The 13,973-nt window shown below is 67.9% G+C and carries 17 protein-coding genes; 10 read left to right on the top strand and 7 right to left on the bottom strand.

Annotated elements, in window-relative coordinates; all coding sequences use genetic code 11:
* Positions 1 to 107: 107 nt before the first annotated feature.
* Positions 108 to 671, top strand: a complete 564-nt coding sequence (locus VMT65_RS06510) for a lipoprotein LpqH (RefSeq protein ID WP_326307006.1) — start codon at positions 108 to 110, stop codon at positions 669 to 671.
* 78 nt (positions 672 to 749) lie between these two features.
* Entirely contained in the window at positions 750 to 1,538 is a 789-nt protein-coding gene (locus VMT65_RS06505) for a hypothetical protein (RefSeq protein ID WP_326307005.1), read from the top strand.
* Between the two features lie 83 nt (positions 1,539 to 1,621).
* Here the strand turns inward: VMT65_RS06505 and VMT65_RS06500 are convergent, their stop codons facing one another.
* The 3 genes from VMT65_RS06500 to VMT65_RS06490 all read right to left on the bottom strand — a co-directional run bounded on the left by VMT65_RS06500 (position 1,622) and on the right by VMT65_RS06490 (position 4,035).
* Positions 1,622 to 2,188, bottom strand: a complete 567-nt coding sequence (locus VMT65_RS06500) for a YbhB/YbcL family Raf kinase inhibitor-like protein (RefSeq protein ID WP_326307004.1) — start codon at positions 2,186 to 2,188, stop codon at positions 1,622 to 1,624.
* A gap of 46 nt (positions 2,189 to 2,234) precedes the next feature.
* Positions 2,235 to 3,113 carry an alpha/beta hydrolase family esterase gene (locus VMT65_RS06495; protein WP_326307002.1) on the bottom strand — a complete coding sequence of 293 codons (879 nt, stop codon included), beginning with the start codon at positions 3,111 to 3,113 and terminating at the stop codon, positions 2,235 to 2,237.
* A 94-nt stretch (positions 3,114 to 3,207) separates the two neighbouring features.
* On the bottom strand, positions 3,208 to 4,035 hold the full coding sequence (locus VMT65_RS06490; RefSeq protein ID WP_326307001.1) for a GNAT family N-acetyltransferase: 828 nt from the start codon (positions 4,033 to 4,035) through the stop codon (positions 3,208 to 3,210).
* Positions 4,036 to 4,245: 210 nt separating this feature from the next.
* Between VMT65_RS06490 and VMT65_RS06485 the strand changes: the two genes are divergently transcribed.
* Positions 4,246 to 4,557, top strand: a complete 312-nt coding sequence (locus VMT65_RS06485; protein ID WP_326307000.1) for a hypothetical protein — start codon at positions 4,246 to 4,248, stop codon at positions 4,555 to 4,557.
* 40 nt (positions 4,558 to 4,597) lie between these two features.
* A complete protein-coding gene (locus tag VMT65_RS06480; protein ID WP_326306999.1) occupies positions 4,598 to 5,257 on the top strand; it encodes a TMEM175 family protein in 660 nt (219 codons plus the stop codon).
* On the opposite strand, the gene VMT65_RS06475 is transcribed toward VMT65_RS06480, so the two are convergent.
* Entirely contained in the window at positions 5,196 to 6,077 is an 882-nt protein-coding gene (locus tag VMT65_RS06475) for a helix-turn-helix domain-containing protein (RefSeq protein ID WP_326306998.1), read from the bottom strand. The genes VMT65_RS06480 and VMT65_RS06475 overlap by 62 nt on opposite strands.
* A gap of 55 nt (positions 6,078 to 6,132) precedes the next feature.
* Between VMT65_RS06475 and VMT65_RS06470 the strand changes: the two genes are divergently transcribed.
* Positions 6,133 to 6,939: an alpha/beta fold hydrolase gene (locus tag VMT65_RS06470; protein ID WP_326306997.1), complete on the top strand. Its 807-nt coding sequence runs from the start codon at positions 6,133 to 6,135 to the stop codon at positions 6,937 to 6,939.
* Here the strand turns inward: VMT65_RS06470 and VMT65_RS06465 are convergent.
* Positions 6,917 to 7,492 carry a TetR/AcrR family transcriptional regulator gene (locus VMT65_RS06465; protein WP_326306996.1) on the bottom strand — a complete coding sequence of 192 codons (576 nt, stop codon included), beginning with the start codon at positions 7,490 to 7,492 and terminating at the stop codon, positions 6,917 to 6,919. The two genes, VMT65_RS06470 and VMT65_RS06465, sit on opposite strands and share 23 nt — an antisense overlap.
* A gap of 94 nt (positions 7,493 to 7,586) precedes the next feature.
* Here VMT65_RS06465 and VMT65_RS06460 point away from each other — a divergent pair, with 94 nt between their 5' ends.
* Positions 7,587 to 8,021 (top strand): DoxX family protein, encoded by a 435-nt coding sequence (locus tag VMT65_RS06460; RefSeq protein ID WP_326306995.1) that lies wholly within the window; start codon positions 7,587 to 7,589, stop codon positions 8,019 to 8,021.
* A gap of 3 nt (positions 8,022 to 8,024) precedes the next feature.
* On the opposite strand, the gene VMT65_RS06455 is transcribed toward VMT65_RS06460, so the two are convergent.
* Positions 8,025 to 9,008: a cyclase family protein gene (locus VMT65_RS06455; RefSeq protein ID WP_326306993.1), complete on the bottom strand. Its 984-nt coding sequence runs from the start codon at positions 9,006 to 9,008 to the stop codon at positions 8,025 to 8,027.
* Positions 9,009 to 9,115: 107 nt separating this feature from the next.
* Between VMT65_RS06455 and VMT65_RS06450 the strand changes: the two genes are divergently transcribed.
* Genes VMT65_RS06450 through VMT65_RS06440 form a run of 3 tightly spaced genes read left to right on the top strand, consistent with a single transcriptional unit; the run spans position 9,116 to position 12,173 of the window.
* On the top strand, positions 9,116 to 9,550 hold the full coding sequence (locus tag VMT65_RS06450) for a T6SS immunity protein Tdi1 domain-containing protein (RefSeq protein WP_326306992.1): 435 nt from the start codon (positions 9,116 to 9,118) through the stop codon (positions 9,548 to 9,550).
* Complete coding sequence (locus VMT65_RS06445) at positions 9,547 to 10,971, top strand: HEAT repeat domain-containing protein (protein ID WP_326306990.1); 1,425 nt, start codon at positions 9,547 to 9,549, stop codon at positions 10,969 to 10,971. The genes VMT65_RS06450 and VMT65_RS06445 overlap by 4 nt, the downstream gene beginning before the upstream one ends.
* Positions 10,972 to 11,015: 44 nt before the next feature.
* The gene (locus tag VMT65_RS06440) at positions 11,016 to 12,173 is read left to right on the top strand and encodes an alpha/beta hydrolase family protein (RefSeq protein ID WP_326306988.1); all 1,158 of its coding nucleotides are present in this window, start codon (positions 11,016 to 11,018) and stop codon (positions 12,171 to 12,173) included.
* Between the two features lie 21 nt (positions 12,174 to 12,194).
* Here the strand turns inward: VMT65_RS06440 and VMT65_RS06435 are convergent, their stop codons facing one another.
* Entirely contained in the window at positions 12,195 to 13,001 is an 807-nt protein-coding gene (locus tag VMT65_RS06435) for a LysR family transcriptional regulator (protein ID WP_326306987.1), read from the bottom strand.
* A gap of 67 nt (positions 13,002 to 13,068) precedes the next feature.
* Between VMT65_RS06435 and VMT65_RS06430 the strand changes: the two genes are divergently transcribed.
* Positions 13,069 to 13,962, top strand: coding sequence for an NAD(P)H-binding protein (locus VMT65_RS06430; protein ID WP_326306986.1), 894 nt, complete (start codon positions 13,069 to 13,071; stop codon positions 13,960 to 13,962).
* The last annotated feature ends 11 nt before the right edge of the window (positions 13,963 to 13,973 follow it).

The following is a 13,973-nucleotide window of genomic DNA, read 5'->3' as shown; positions in this document are numbered from 1 at the left end:
GCACCCCGCAAGCGGCGGAAGTTGGGATCGGTAGGCGGGGTCTCGATTCCTACCGTTGCGTCATCGGTTCCACCCCGGAACCAGCTTCACGAGAACGAGGAAAGACCATGAACACCAAGCCGATCCGCCTGACCACCGCCATCCTGGCCGCCACCGCGGCCACCGCCCTGCTGGTCACCGGATGCAGCAGCAACTCCAGCAGCTCCAGCTCCACGACGACCAAGGCCACCACCGCCGCCCCGGCTGGCCCGCAGACCTCCGCCCCCGGCAATGCCTCCGGTGGCTCCTCGTCGGCATCGGTCGACGGCAAGCCCATCTCCGCCAAGTTCGACACCACCTGCGCCAAGCAGGGCGGCAACCTGGCCCTGGCCCTCACCGACCAGAGCAACGCCACCTACGGCACGCTGACCGCGAGCGCCACCATCACCGGCACCGACACCGTGCAGGCCGTCGGCATCGCGGGCACCAAGGGCGGCGCGAACGGCCAGCCGTACGCGCTGGGCTTCGGCAATGGCATGCCGGGCGGTTCGGCCACGGTGACCAAGAGCGGCAATACCTACACCGTCACCGGCGAGGGCGTCGGCGGGGTGGACATGTCCAACCCGATGGCCGGACCCAAGACCGAGAAGTTCGAGATCGTCTTCGCCTGCTCGACCGTCGTCGGCGGCTGACCAACCCCTGTTCCACCCCGCTCGTGCCATCGGGCATGAGCGGGTCCATCACCCACGTCTCCAAGATCGGGAAAGTACATGAAGAACCAGATCCGTTACGCCGCTCTCGCTTTCGGCGTGCTCGCCATCGGCTACTACCTGTGGCACGGCCTCACCTCCCACGATGTCTTCGGCTGGGTCGGCCCGCAGATGGCGCTGCCGATCATCGCCCTGACCGTCATCCCCATCGCCTTCGCCTTCACCGGCGACGGCATCCTGTCGGCTCTCACCGGCAACAACAGCTCCGAGTTCCGTCATGGTCTGATGGGCCTGGGCACCGTCGAGGGTGTCCGGCAGACCGGCGTCTACCTCAACGAACAGCCGCAGGTGCGCATCGACTTCCGGGTCGAGGGCTCCGACGGGAAGGTCTTTCCCTCGCACGCCAAGATGATCGTGCCGCTGACCCAGCTGGCGCTGCTGCGCCCCGGCGTGGTGCTGCCGGTCCGCTACCTGCCCGACCGGCTCGACAAGGTCGAGGTGGACCTGTCCGGCGATACCGCCGCCGCGCAGGATGCCATGAACGCGGCCATGATTCGCAAGGGCTTCACCACGCCGGCCAAGATCGATATCGCCCGGCGCGGCATCGCGGCCCAGGCGGTGGTGCGCTCGCTGAGCGTGCCGGGTGAGATCCGCGACGGCCACTCGCGCCTGGACCTGGTCCTGGTGGTGACCCGCCCGGACGGCAGCACCTTCGAGACCCGCACCGAGAAGTTCCTGGCCCCGGCCATGGTCTCGCTGGTCCAGGTCGGCCGCGTGGTGGGTGTGCACTACCTGCCCGAGAACGAGCAGGAGGTGGTGCTGTCGCTGCCGGTCAATTCCGCCAACTGATCATGATCTCCGAGAAACTCAGAGCCGCAGGCAGATTCCGCCCGCGGCTCTTCGTCATGTCCGGGTCTCACGCCGGGTCGGGGTCAGTCGCGTTCGTAGAAGCCGTCGATGCGACCGCGCCCGTGCGCCCGGGCGGCGGCGAGCACCTCCCGCGGCTTGGCCGAGGCGAGGGCCCGGCCCCCGGTCAGCACGACCGGTTCGGTCAGCGCGAACACCTGGAACACATAGCGGTGCGGCCCGTGTCCGCGCACCGGAGCCGGTCCCATGTAGCCGCGTCCCCAGCTCGAGCGCAGCATCGTGACGCCCTCCCGGGTGGCGTCCGAAGCCAGTGCGCCGCTGGGCAATTCCTTCACCTCCGGGTCCAGCAGGGCCAGCGCGTGCACGAACGGCCCACCGAAGGGCGCGTCCTGATCCTCCACGATCAGCAGCTGCTGCGCGGTCTGCGCGGGCACTCCGGACCAGGCCAGCGCGGGTGACACGTCCTGACCCCCGGCCCGCTTGTTGGCGTGGCGGAGGTCCAGCCGCGATTCATGGTCGAAGTCGGCGCTGGTCACCTCGAACACCCCGCCCTCGCCCAGATTCGGCCGGTACCAGGCCAGGTCCTCGGCGGCGGCCCGCCGGTTCCGCAGCAGCTTGCCGATTATCGCCATTCCATTCTCCTTGGCTGGTAGTGCATTTCCGACCTGATCCGTCTCTTCAGAGCTTGCGTGCGTCCGCCGGGATGAGCAGTGGCTGCGCGAATCGCCAGATCTCCTCGGCCGCATCGAATTCCAGGGACACGGCCGATCCCGGGGATCCGGCCCACTGCTCCGGCACCGGTGTCCCGGGCCAGGTGTGGCCACCGCCGAAGACCGTCCACTCCGAGACCACGGTGCCGCCCACCCCGTGGCTCACGGTGGTGCGGGACGATCCGGTGGTTTCGATCGTCTCGCCCGGCCCGGTGCACCCGTCGATGTCTCGCCAGTACCGCGCCGTGTCGACCAAACCCCTGGTGCCACCGCGCGGTTCGCCATTCGGCCCGCGACGCCGCGAGAACCCGCCCGCGATCGGCACCACCGGATCCGCGTCGCCGTTCATGAGCAGGGCCGACACCGCGTACCCCGGCCGAATCCCGGCCAGCGCCTCCGGAAGTCCGCCCGCCACGGCCGCGATCACCGCCACCCGGTCCCCGGCCGCGACCGCCATCCGGTGCGCCATGAACGCGCCATTGGAGATCCCCGCCACCACGGCGCGATCGGCCGGTGCCTCGAATCGTTCTGCGCACCAATCGATCACCGCGCTCAGGAACGAAACATCGTCGATGCCATCCTGATCGGCGCTCGTCACACCCCGCCCGTCCGCCCAACATCCACCGACACCGTGCGGATACGCGATCCCGATTCCCCACTCGTCGGCATGCCGCGCGAAACTGGTCCACCCGTACATGAGCGGTTCCGCGGGCGCGTCGGTCATCCCACTCTGATTCCCGTGCAGCACCAGCACGATCGGCGCGCCCGCCCGATTCGGCGGCCGTACCGAGAATGCCCGGGTCAGCCCATCGATTGTCACTGCCGCTTCGACCAGGTCACCGGTCACGAACGTTCCTCCTCGCGGTCACTCTCCGAAACCGCACCCACTGTAGGCAGCGCGAATCGTCCGCGCACATGCTGCGGTTTTGCCGCGAGGACCCTCAGCCGAAGGTGTAGTGCACCTGGTCGAAGACGGCCTCGAAACCGAGGGCCCGGTACACCTTGTTGGAAGTCGGGTTGGCGATGTCCGCGTACAGGCACACACCGGTTCCGGTGTCGAGCAGGAGCCGCGATACGTGGGCGACCAGGGCGGAGGCATACCCGTGGCTTCGATACTCGGGCGGGGTGTAGACCGGACCGATTCGGGTCCATCCGTAGGCGGGGACCTGGTGGGCGGTCAGGCTCACCGGCCGTCCATCGATTTCCCATAACCACCACCGGCCCTTGGTGATTCGCGCCCGCAGCGCCGATTCGCTCAATTCCACGGTGGCTTCGTGTATTTCGCGACTCATGGCCGCGGTCCACCGTCGGCAGAGTTCGATATCGGCCTCGGTGGCCGGGCGCGGGGCACCCGGCACGAGCGGAGTGCGCAGACTCCCGAGTCGGTAGAGGCGTTCCGCCTGCCCGGCGCGGGCCGTCGTGCCCCGGAGCCCCCGCCAGGCCGACGCGAAGGCGGCCGCCGTCGACGCGGAGCCGACGACATCGGGGATATCGGGCAGCACCTCGGCGAATCGCTCGGCCAGTTCCGGTACCGCGCCGTCGGGCAGCTCACCCAGCCAGACGCCACGCCCGCCGCTGCACATGGCCACGCCGACCACCTCGCCCGCGTGAACCGAAGCGAAGTACGAGGGCGGCTCGGTGGGCGCAAGGCCGCCGATCAGGTTCTCCACGACGGTGCACATGATGGTGTGGCGCAACGGGTCTCGGTTCAGGAATCCCGCGACCCGCCCCCGGAACGCGACCGGATCATCGGTGATGTCGATCCTCATGAGCCCACGGTATGGGCGAACGAGTGAAAGGGCGACTCCATGATCACGACTGAATAGCCCGGTGGTTACAAAATCAACGAAACGCGCATAAGCCCGGCACCCGGTGGTACGGATGGATTGGCTACATGGTTGCCCAGATCTATTCGCGACAGCACTTCTACCAGTACGGAAGAAGGAGCGATGTTAGTCAAACGATTGGCAGCAACCGCTGTGCTAGCGGTAGGAATCACGGCGCTGTCGGCCGGTGTGGCCGCGGCGGACCAGGGTCAGCCTGCCGGGATCGATGTCGATCCCGCGCCGAGTGCCACGGCACCGGCGGCACCTCAGCAGGTTGAGGATCCGGATATCACCATGCACCAGTGCAATGCCATTCTCGGTGCGCTCACGGGCGGCCTGATCGGCGGCACCTTGAGCGCGCTACCGGGCGCCGCGATCGGCGCGGGCCTGGGCGCGCTGATCGGATGGTCGCTGCTCTACCCGCCCGGCCCGCCGCTGGCCTGCTGGCAGCCGCCACCGGCCTGACCGGACGGCATGGGGCGCAACGCCATTAGGGTTGCGCCTCATGACGCGTTATCACCGCATCGCGGCGCAGGATCTCGGACGCCTGGGCGCGCTGAGCGACGGCATTTTCGCCGTCGCCATGACGTTGCTCGTGCTGGAACTGCACGTCCCGGCGGCCGAGGCCTGGCACGAGCGGCTGCTGTGGTCCGATGGCTCGGTCTCCGCCGAGGCACCCGTCTGGCATGCCCTCACGCATGTCGGACCGCAATTCCTCATCTGTTTTCTGGGTTTCCTGACCCTCGGGATGTTCTGGATCGGGCAACAGACCCAGCTGAATCTGCTGGCCCGGGCCGACCGGACGCTGGCGTGGATTCACCTGATGTTCCTGTTCGGCGTGGCCATGGTGCCCTTCGCCACGGCGTTGCTGGCGGCCTTTCCGCAGTCGCGGCTGGCCCTGCTGGTCTACTGGGTCGACCTGCTGTACCTGGGGCTGATCCAGCTCGCGAGTCTGCGGTACGCCCGGCGTGCGGGGCTGTTGGCGGAAACCACCACGCCGCAAGATGTTCAGGCGATTCGCCAGCGGATCGTCGTGGTGCAGATCCTCTACGCGGTGAGTGTCGCGCTGTGCCCGCTCAGCACCTACCTGAGCATCGGGCTGATCATCGCGTTGCAGGTGAATTCCGCTGTGTCACCGCGGATTCGGCCGCTGGATCGCTTCTGACGGGGAACAGGTCCAGGCGGAAGCGGGTGGGGGTGGTGGCCGTCTGGGTGCGGAAGAACTTCGTGAAGTTCGCCGGATCGTCGAAACCCAGGCGGCGGGCGCATTCCGCGGTGGTGAGCGGCTCGTGGGCGAGGAGTCGTTTGGCCTCGAGGGTCACTCGCGCGTTGAGGTACTGCTTGGCCGTGGTGCCCGTGGCGGCTTGCACGGCCCGCGCGAGCGTGCGCGGGGAGTAGCCGAGTTGCGCTGCGTACCAGGAGACTTCGCGGGTCTCGGCGTGATAGCGCTCGACCAGGCGAGCAAAGCGATCGAACAGGTCGGTGGGGTCCGGGAGGGCGGGCAGGCCGGTGGTGAGGCGCAGGGTGAGGGCGCTGAGCAGGTGCCGCAGGATGGCCGGATCGGGTGGGGCGGCGGCGTATTCGGCCGTCAGGTGGTCGAAGGCGGCGTCGGTGAGCGGAGTGCCGGGCAGGACCGGGGGCGTGGACGGTGAGGGCAGGTGGCCGAGAGCCGCGGCCGGAATGAGTTCGGAGCGCGCCAGAATCACGTAGCCGTCCATGCCGGTGATGTCGTCCCAGCGGTGGGTCCAGCCGGGGCGAATCCAGGCGATGGAGCCCGCGGTGAGCGGATGGGTGACGAAATCGACGGTCACGCGGCCGGTTCCGGTGCGGCAGCGGGCGAGCACGTGGAAGTCGCCGCGAATCACCTCGCGCCCGGCGACCGGCATGGGTCGCAGGTGCTCGAAGCTCAGCACTTCGAGACCGGTGGCGGAGCCGGTCTCGGGCGCGTACCGCAGGGTTCGAATCGGTTGTCCATTTTTGACCATGAGCGGTCATGAATCTACCTGGCCGCGACCGGTTTGGTCGCCATACCGTTTTGGCATGAGAAAAATTGCCGTGGCGGGCGGTTCACTGCCGATTCACCTGCACGAGGGAGACACCGACGCGCCGATGCTGGTGTTCCTGCACTATTGGGGCGGGTCGCACCGGACGTTCACGCCGTTGATCGATCAGCTCCGATATTCGGGGCGAATGGTCACTTATGACCATCGCGGCTGGGGCGAGTCGCGCCATCTGCCCGGACCCTACGACATCGCCCAGTTGGCCGCCGACGCCCAAGCCCTGCTCACCGAGCTCGCGCCCGAGCGGTTCGTGCTGGTCGGGCATTCGATGGGCGGCAAGGTGGCGCAGTTGCTCGCCGCGCGCCGCCTGCCCGGACTGGCCGGCGTGGTGCTCATCGGCCCGGCGCCCGCGCGCCCGGCCGTCACCGCGGAGGCGCAGCGGCAGCTCGTGCACGCCTACGATTCCGCCGACACCGTGGCCGGGGCGATCGACCAGGTCCTGACCGCCCGACCGCTCTCGAACGACCTGCGCGAGCAGGTGATTCGGGACAGCCTCGCCGGATCGACGGCCACCCACGAAGCCTGGGCGCTGGATTCGATCGCGCGGGACATCTCGGGCGTCGTCGCGCGCATCGAGGTCCCGGTGCTGGTGCTGGCGGGTGAGCACGACCGGGTGGAGCCGCCGGAACTGCTCGCCGAGCATCTGCTGCCCTACATCCCGACGGCGAGCATGCGCGTCATCCCCGACACAGGACACCTTTCGCCGCTGGAGAATCCGCGGGCCTTGGCCGAGCACCTGCGCGCGGCCATTCCCGAGCTGACGTCTATTTCTCCACTGCCCCGGTGAATTCGATGGCGGCGACCATGGCGCGGGCCAGCGTCTCCGGATCACCGTCGCCGAGTGCGGAATCCACCAGCGCCCCTTCGCGCCACAGCGTCGCGAAGCCGTGTACGAGCGACCACGCCGCCAGTTCGGCGGCGGGTCCGCCCGCCGGGGAAATGCCGAGTCCCACTACCCCGGAACGCAATTCCCCACCGGCGCGGGTCCTGGCGGCGATCAGCCGCTCATCGTCCGACCGCAGCAGATCGTGCCGGAACATCACGTCGAAATGCCCGGGGTGGTGGCGCGCGAACCGAATGTAGGCGACCGCGACCTCGCGGAAATCCCCCGTGGCCGAGCGCAGTTCGGCATCGAGCAGCTCGAATCCTTCGATGGCCAGTGCCGTCAGCAACCCCTGCCGGTTCCCGAAGTGATGCGCGGGCGCCGCGTGCGACACCCCGGCCCGCTGCGCCAGCGCCCGCAGCGAGACCGAGTCGATGCCCTCGGCCGCGATCTGCTCGGCGGCGGCGTGCAGCAGGGTGGCTCGCAGGTCCCCGTGGTGATACGCGCTCTTCGTCACTCCTCGATGGTCACTCAGAATCTAGACATTGACAAGTTCCCAGCTCCGGCCTATCTTGTCACTGTCTAGATTGCTCTCTCCCGAGGAGTCCGCGATGGCACCGCTCATCGTTCTCATTGTCGTCACCGGACTGGCAAGGGCCGCCGGTTGGCTGCACGCCACCGATTGGCTCGATTCCTGGCCGCACGCGGTGCGCATCGGCCTGGCCGCCATGTTCGCGCTCACCAGCTCGGCGCACTTCCTCCAGCCCCGGCGCGACGGCCTGATCGCCATGGTCCCGCCGCGTCTGCCCAACCCGGCCGCGCTGGTCACGCTGACCGGGGTGCTCGAATTGGCCGGGGCCATCGGCCTTCTCATCCCGTGGGCGGCACCGCTGGCCGCGATCTGCCTGGCCGTCATGCTGGTCTTCCTGTTCCCCGCCAATGTCCGGGCCGCCCAGGAAGGCAGCGGAATTCAGACCATGCCGCTACCCGCGCGCACACTGGTGCAGGTGGTCTTCATCGCGGCCTGCGTACTGGCTGCTTTCTGAAAGCTATTTGATAGCAACGGGACTGATCGGCGTGCCCACCGCTCCGGGTATCCGCAGGGCGGGCGCGCACAGCAGGAAGTCGTACACGCCGTCCTCGGCGCAGTCGTGCCCCAGCGCCTCCAGATCCCAGATCTCGCCGAGCGGCATCCCCATATCGCGCAGGGCGAGCATGTGCAGCGGCAGCATCACCCCGTCCTCGGGCCGCATCACCTCGACGGCCGGATTGTCCACCGCCACCGCCGAGATATCGTGGGCGTGCAGCCATTCCGCGCACCGCCAGCTCAATCCCGGACTGCCGCCGAACCATTCGCCGGATCGGCGGGTCTCGAGGAAGCGGGTCCACCAGCCGGTGCGCACCACCAGAATGTCGCCGGGTTCGATGGCGGCGCCCTGGGCCTCGATCACCGCGTCCAGGTCGTGCGGCCCGATGACGGTTCCCGCATCGAGTCGCGCCACGTTCCGGTGCCGTGCCACATCCACCAGCACCCCCCGCCCCACCACGCCGCCGCGTTCGGCGACGCGCTCGATGCCGAGCTTGCTCGCCCCGCGGCTGGTCACCGCGGCGGCCGGATAGCCGTTGTACAGCAGCCCGTCGTAGTAGACGTGCGAGAGCGCGTCCCACTGCGTCGCCGCCTGGAGCGGCATCATGATGTAGTCGTCGTTGAAGCGCATCGGTCCGCTGGCGTACATGCCCGTGACCTGCGCCTCGGCCGCACCGCCCCACCCGGACAGGTTGGCCGTCAGATCGGCGTCACCACCATCGACGGCCATCAGATGGATGGGATTGCGCCGGAAACCGCCGGAGCCCTGCGGCCCGTCCGCATCGAACGGCACACCGAGCGAGATGCTGCGCCCCTGGCGGGCGCGCGTGGCCGCGTAGGCGATCCGATCCGGGGTCAGCAGATTCAACGTCCCGAGCTGGTCATCCGCACCCCATCGTCCCCAGTTGCGCACGCGCTCAGCGGCTTTACGCCATTCTTCGGTCACCGGACGCCTCCACTCCGACGGGTCCGAACGATCTTCACCCACCCGCCGACCCCTGTCGAGACGCAGTCCCACCCAGCCGATCCCCACCGGTCTGGTTGGATGACTCGGTGACCAGCGTCCCCTTCCGCCTGATCCCCGAGCAACGCCTGGACCGGCTAATGCCCGCCTGGACCGACCGCTACCCCCGCTACGACACGGTCGTCGGCTACTCCGACCTCGGTCACGCCTTCCTCATGAGCACCCGCACCGGCGAATACGGCATCCTCGACCCATACAGCCCAGGCGTCAAAGACTACGGCGTCTTCACCGAGCTCACCGACTTCGTCAGCCAAGTCCTCTTCGCCCCCGACGTCATCACCTACGTCCTACAACCCCAGCACGTCACCGAAATCCGACGCCACCTCGGCCCCCTCGCCGAAAACGAGGTCTACATCGCCACCCCCTACCCCTTCCTCGGCGGCTCCGAAACCCCGGACGCCTACCAAAAGGGCGGCGTCTGGACCTTCTTCGACCTGGTCGCCCAGGAACACGACTTCGAATGACCCCCGAGGAATTCGACGAGCTGGCACGGCGGGAGGATTACCGGGAGATTCCGCGGCTGACGGCCATGGTTTTCGACACGGGCTTGCCGGAGCCGGTGCGCCGACGGGCCTCGGATGTCGTCGCCGGATTCGACGGCACGGTCACCGGCGAGCAGTGCCGAACCTGGTGGGCCAGTGGGGATCCCATTATCAAGCGACATGCGCTGCGTTTCATGCATCGCTCCGAGGCCGACATCGTCGTGCCCGTGGCCGAGGACGATACGAGCCCCTTGCAGACAATGGCCTTGAACGTCATGGGTTTCGGGTTCGACGCGCCCGAGTTCGTCCCGGTAATCGTTCGCGCGCTGACGCATCGCGATCCCAAGGTCCGCGAGACGGCCGCACTGGTCTTGGTCTGGGCCGAGCCGGTCGCAGCCGAGGAAGGGCTGCTCGCGGCCGCGCACGACGACGTATACGAGGTAGCCGCCGGTGCTCTCGACACCCTGCGGTTCTACCCGACACAACGGGTGTTGCGCGAGGTCGCGGCGCTTCGGGAACATCCGGACGAGGGGCGAAGGGCCGCCGCCACGGTCACTTTCGAGGATCTGCGCGAGAACTTCGAATCGACGGTCGTGTCCGGATATCCAAAAGCCATTGTGCGGCTGCGTGAATGGATGCTGCCGGTGCACGACCTGGTGCCCTGGCCCGACGAGATCGAGCCTCGCACACAGCCACATATCACCATCCGGCACCCGATCGACGCGCGTGGCGCACTCGACGCGGTTCCCGAATCCACCGTGTTGGCGCTGATCGACGATCCCGAAGTCGAACAAGGTGAGCTCAGACAGACGCTGAATCGCATCGATTGGACCTGCTACGGGCACGAGACGCGGACACGACTGGCCGCCCGATTGGTGGGTCATCCGAATCCGCTGGTTCGCGAGATCGCCTGTACCCCTCTGACCTACTGGGGTCGCGCCGCGGACTTGGTACGGCTGGCCGATGATCCCGACCTCGCAGTCCGCAAGTCCGCGATCTATGACCTGGGCGGTCTACCCGCCGATTCTGCGATCGCCGAATCGGTCTGGCGTCGCCTGCCCACCAAGTCCTCGACGGCCGCGCAGGAGGCCCTGCGGACCTACGTCGTCCACGCGGGCAGTGCGGCGACCGTAAGGCTCGTCGAACTAGTCAGGTCCGATCGTCGCGAAGGTGTTCGCCACGAGGCCGTACACAACCTGGTGAATCTGCGTGCGATCGAGGAGATTCGGAGCCTCGCCGACCTGCTGGCCGAACCTCCCCGGGTCACCTGGGTGGTCCATTCCGCCCTCCTGGACGGTTCCCGAGAACTCGGCATCACCGTGCCCGTACCGGCGGATATCGCCGCGGTCGACAACCTCTACCTCCAGCAGTCCGTCAGGAATTACCTGGCCCGCCAATCGTGATCAAGCGGCGGGCGCGGGTGTGGGGTGGGCGGTATGGTCTCGCCATGGTTGTTGGTCGTGGGTTCGCGGTTGCGGTTCGACGAGCGGCGTTGGCCGCGGGGGTGGTGGGTGCGTGCGCCGTGTTGGGTGTGACGGCTACGCCCGCGGTGGCCGATAGCGCTGATCTCGGTCGGCTCGAAAGTGTCGAATTGCTCAATGGGGCATGGTCTTTCGACAAGGCTGCGGTTTCGTTGGGGCTTACCTATATGACTACCGATCAGCGGGGTAATGCGGCTCGGGCTACGGCGGGGTTGTATTTGCCGGCGGGGTTGCCTCCGGCGGGTGGGTGGCCGTTGGTGGTTTGGGCGCATGGGACGATTGGGATTGGGAATGACTGTGCGCCGTCGCATCGGCCGCAGTCGGATCGGAATCGGAGTTACTTCAACCAGATTCTGGACAGTGGGTATGCCGTTCTTGCACCCGACTACCAGGGGCTGGGGACCGGGGGTAATTTCAGTTACTACAACACGGAAGTCGAGAGCCGGTCGATCCTCGATGCGGTGACCGCCGTGCGCGCGCTGCCCGTCCAGCTCTCACAGCACTGGGTGTTGATCGGGCAGTCCGAGGGTGCGCACGCGGTGATGAGTGCTGCCGCGCTGTATGCCCAAAACCCAAGGTATGCGGCCGGACTCACCGGTGTGATCGCGACCGGGTTGCGGACGAATCCGCCGAAGAGTCTGCGTGAGATGTTCCGGGCGAGTTCGACCGGGTCCGACAATCAGGTCGGGTACGCGGGCTACTATCTCGCCGCGCTGGAGGAGCTCCACCCCGGATCCGTTACCCCGTACCTGTCCGAATTCGGCAGGCAGTATGTGGAAAAGGCTGCGACCGAGTGCCTTTCGGATCTGGTCGCCGATGCTCAGGGTCGCCGACCCGCGGCATTGGTCGCCGATCCGGACAATCCCACACCCACCTTCGAGTCGGATATCAAGTCGCTGGTCGGCTACCAGGAAAACCTCGTCCCGGCCGATGTCATGATCGGCTACGGCACCGCCGACATCGACGTCCCGCCGGCCGACACGCCCGCCTACGGTCCGACGCTGCAGGCCCACAACCCGTGGGTGCACGTGACCGTCACCGCCTACCCGGGCAAGGATCACAGCGGGGCGTTCCTGGCCTCCCTCCCCGACGCCCTCGACTTCCTCCACACCCATCTGCCCTGACCGAGGGCTGGGGCGCGGAAATCATTGCCGCAGAGTCGTCATGGCGATGTCGAGGAATTCGCGCACGAGTTTGTCACGGTTGTCCGCGGCGACGACCAGGCAGGTCTCGGCCCCGGGGGCATCCCCGACGGGCACGTGGACCACGTCGGGTCGGAGGTAGGCGCGCGCGACGCTGAGCGGAACGAGCGCCAACCCGTGGCCGGAGGCGATGAGCTCGAACTTCTCTTCCAGTGTCGCGGTGCGCCGGTTCGCGAAATCCAGGATCTGCTCGCCCTCGAGATCGGCTACGGTGAGCTCCGGACGCGAGGCCAGCGGGTGTGTCACCGGCATGCAGAGCACCCGCGGCTCGTACCCGACGGGGATGGAGCGCATTCCGGTGTCGTCGAAAGGCTTACGCAGATAACCGATCTGGGCTCGCCCGTCGCGCAGCGGCGTATCCCGCTCCCGCCATTGCGCCGGAATCACATCGGTCTCGACCTCGGGATGGCGCGCCCCGAACTCGCGAATCGCCTCCGACACCCGCAGTCCGGGCGAGAAGGCGACCACCAGCCGCCGCACTCCGCTGTCGGCATCGCGCACACGCCGCAGGGCCGCGTCGATGGCGGCGAGAATCCCCCGCGACTCCTCGTACAGCTGCCGCCCGGCGGCGGTCAGCTCCACGGTGCGGGTGGTCCGGACGAACAGGTCGCACTCCAGCTCCTGCTCGAATGCCTTGATCTGACGGCTCAGCACGGGCTGGGCGATATAGAGCTTCTCCGCCGCCCGCCCAAAGTGCCGATGCTCGGCCACCGCGGCGAAGTAGCGGAGCTTGCGCAGATCCAGATCCATACCTTCACGGTATCAATCGCTGGAAAGGGTCTTGGACGTCGCGCCCGCGCGTCACGAGACTCGAAGCATGATCGTCATTACCTCCCCCACCGGCAACATCGGCAGTCAGCTGCTCACGCAGCTGCTCGAAACCTCCACTCGCAGTGAGGAATTGCGCGTCATCGTCCGTGACCCCGCGCGCCTCCCGGAGACGGTCCGCGCCCAGGTCGACATCGTCACCGGATCCCACGGCGACCCCGACGTCGTGGACCGCGCCTTCACCGGCGCGGACGCGGTCTTCTGGCTGGTCCCGCCCGACTTCCAGGCCCCCGACCTGGACGCCGCCTACTCCGGCTTCACCCGCGCCGCCGCGAAGGCCTTCACCGACCATGGCATCGGCCACGTCGTCGCCGTCTCCGCGCTCGGTCGCGGCACCCCCTTCGCCGCACGCGCCGGACACATCACGGCCTCGCTGGCCATGGACGACCTGATCGCCGGCACCGGCGTCACCTACCGCGCCCTGGCCAACCCGACATTCATGGACAACCTGCTCTGGCAGGCGGCCTCGATCCGCGACACCGGCGTCTTCACCGGCACCACACCCCCCGACTACGCGGCTCCCACCGTCGCCACCCGAGACATCGCCGCGGCCGCCGCCCGCCTTCTGCTCGACCGTTCCTGGACCGGCACCGCCGAGGTCCCCCTGCTCGGCCCGGAGGATCTCACGCCGAACGAGATGGCCCACATCATGTCCGAGGTCCTCGGCCGCACCGTCCACTACCGGCAGCAGTCCCTGGACGACCTCCATGCCAGCCTGATCGCCAGAGGCGTCACCGCCTCCATCGCAGACGGCTACATCGACATGATGAACGCCAAGAACCACGGGCTCGACAATGCCGTCCCCCGCACGCCCGCTACGTCCACTCCCACCACCTTCCGCCAGTGGTGCGAACAAACTCTGGCCCCGGCCGTCCGCGGATGACCGGGCCCGTC

The sequence above is a fragment of the Nocardia sp. CDC153 genome (assembly GCF_035818515.1).
In the GTDB taxonomy this organism is placed as follows: domain Bacteria; phylum Actinomycetota; class Actinomycetes; order Mycobacteriales; family Mycobacteriaceae; genus Nocardia.
Note: the sequence above shows the minus strand (reverse complement) of the source record. Positions and strands in the feature narration are given on the sequence as shown.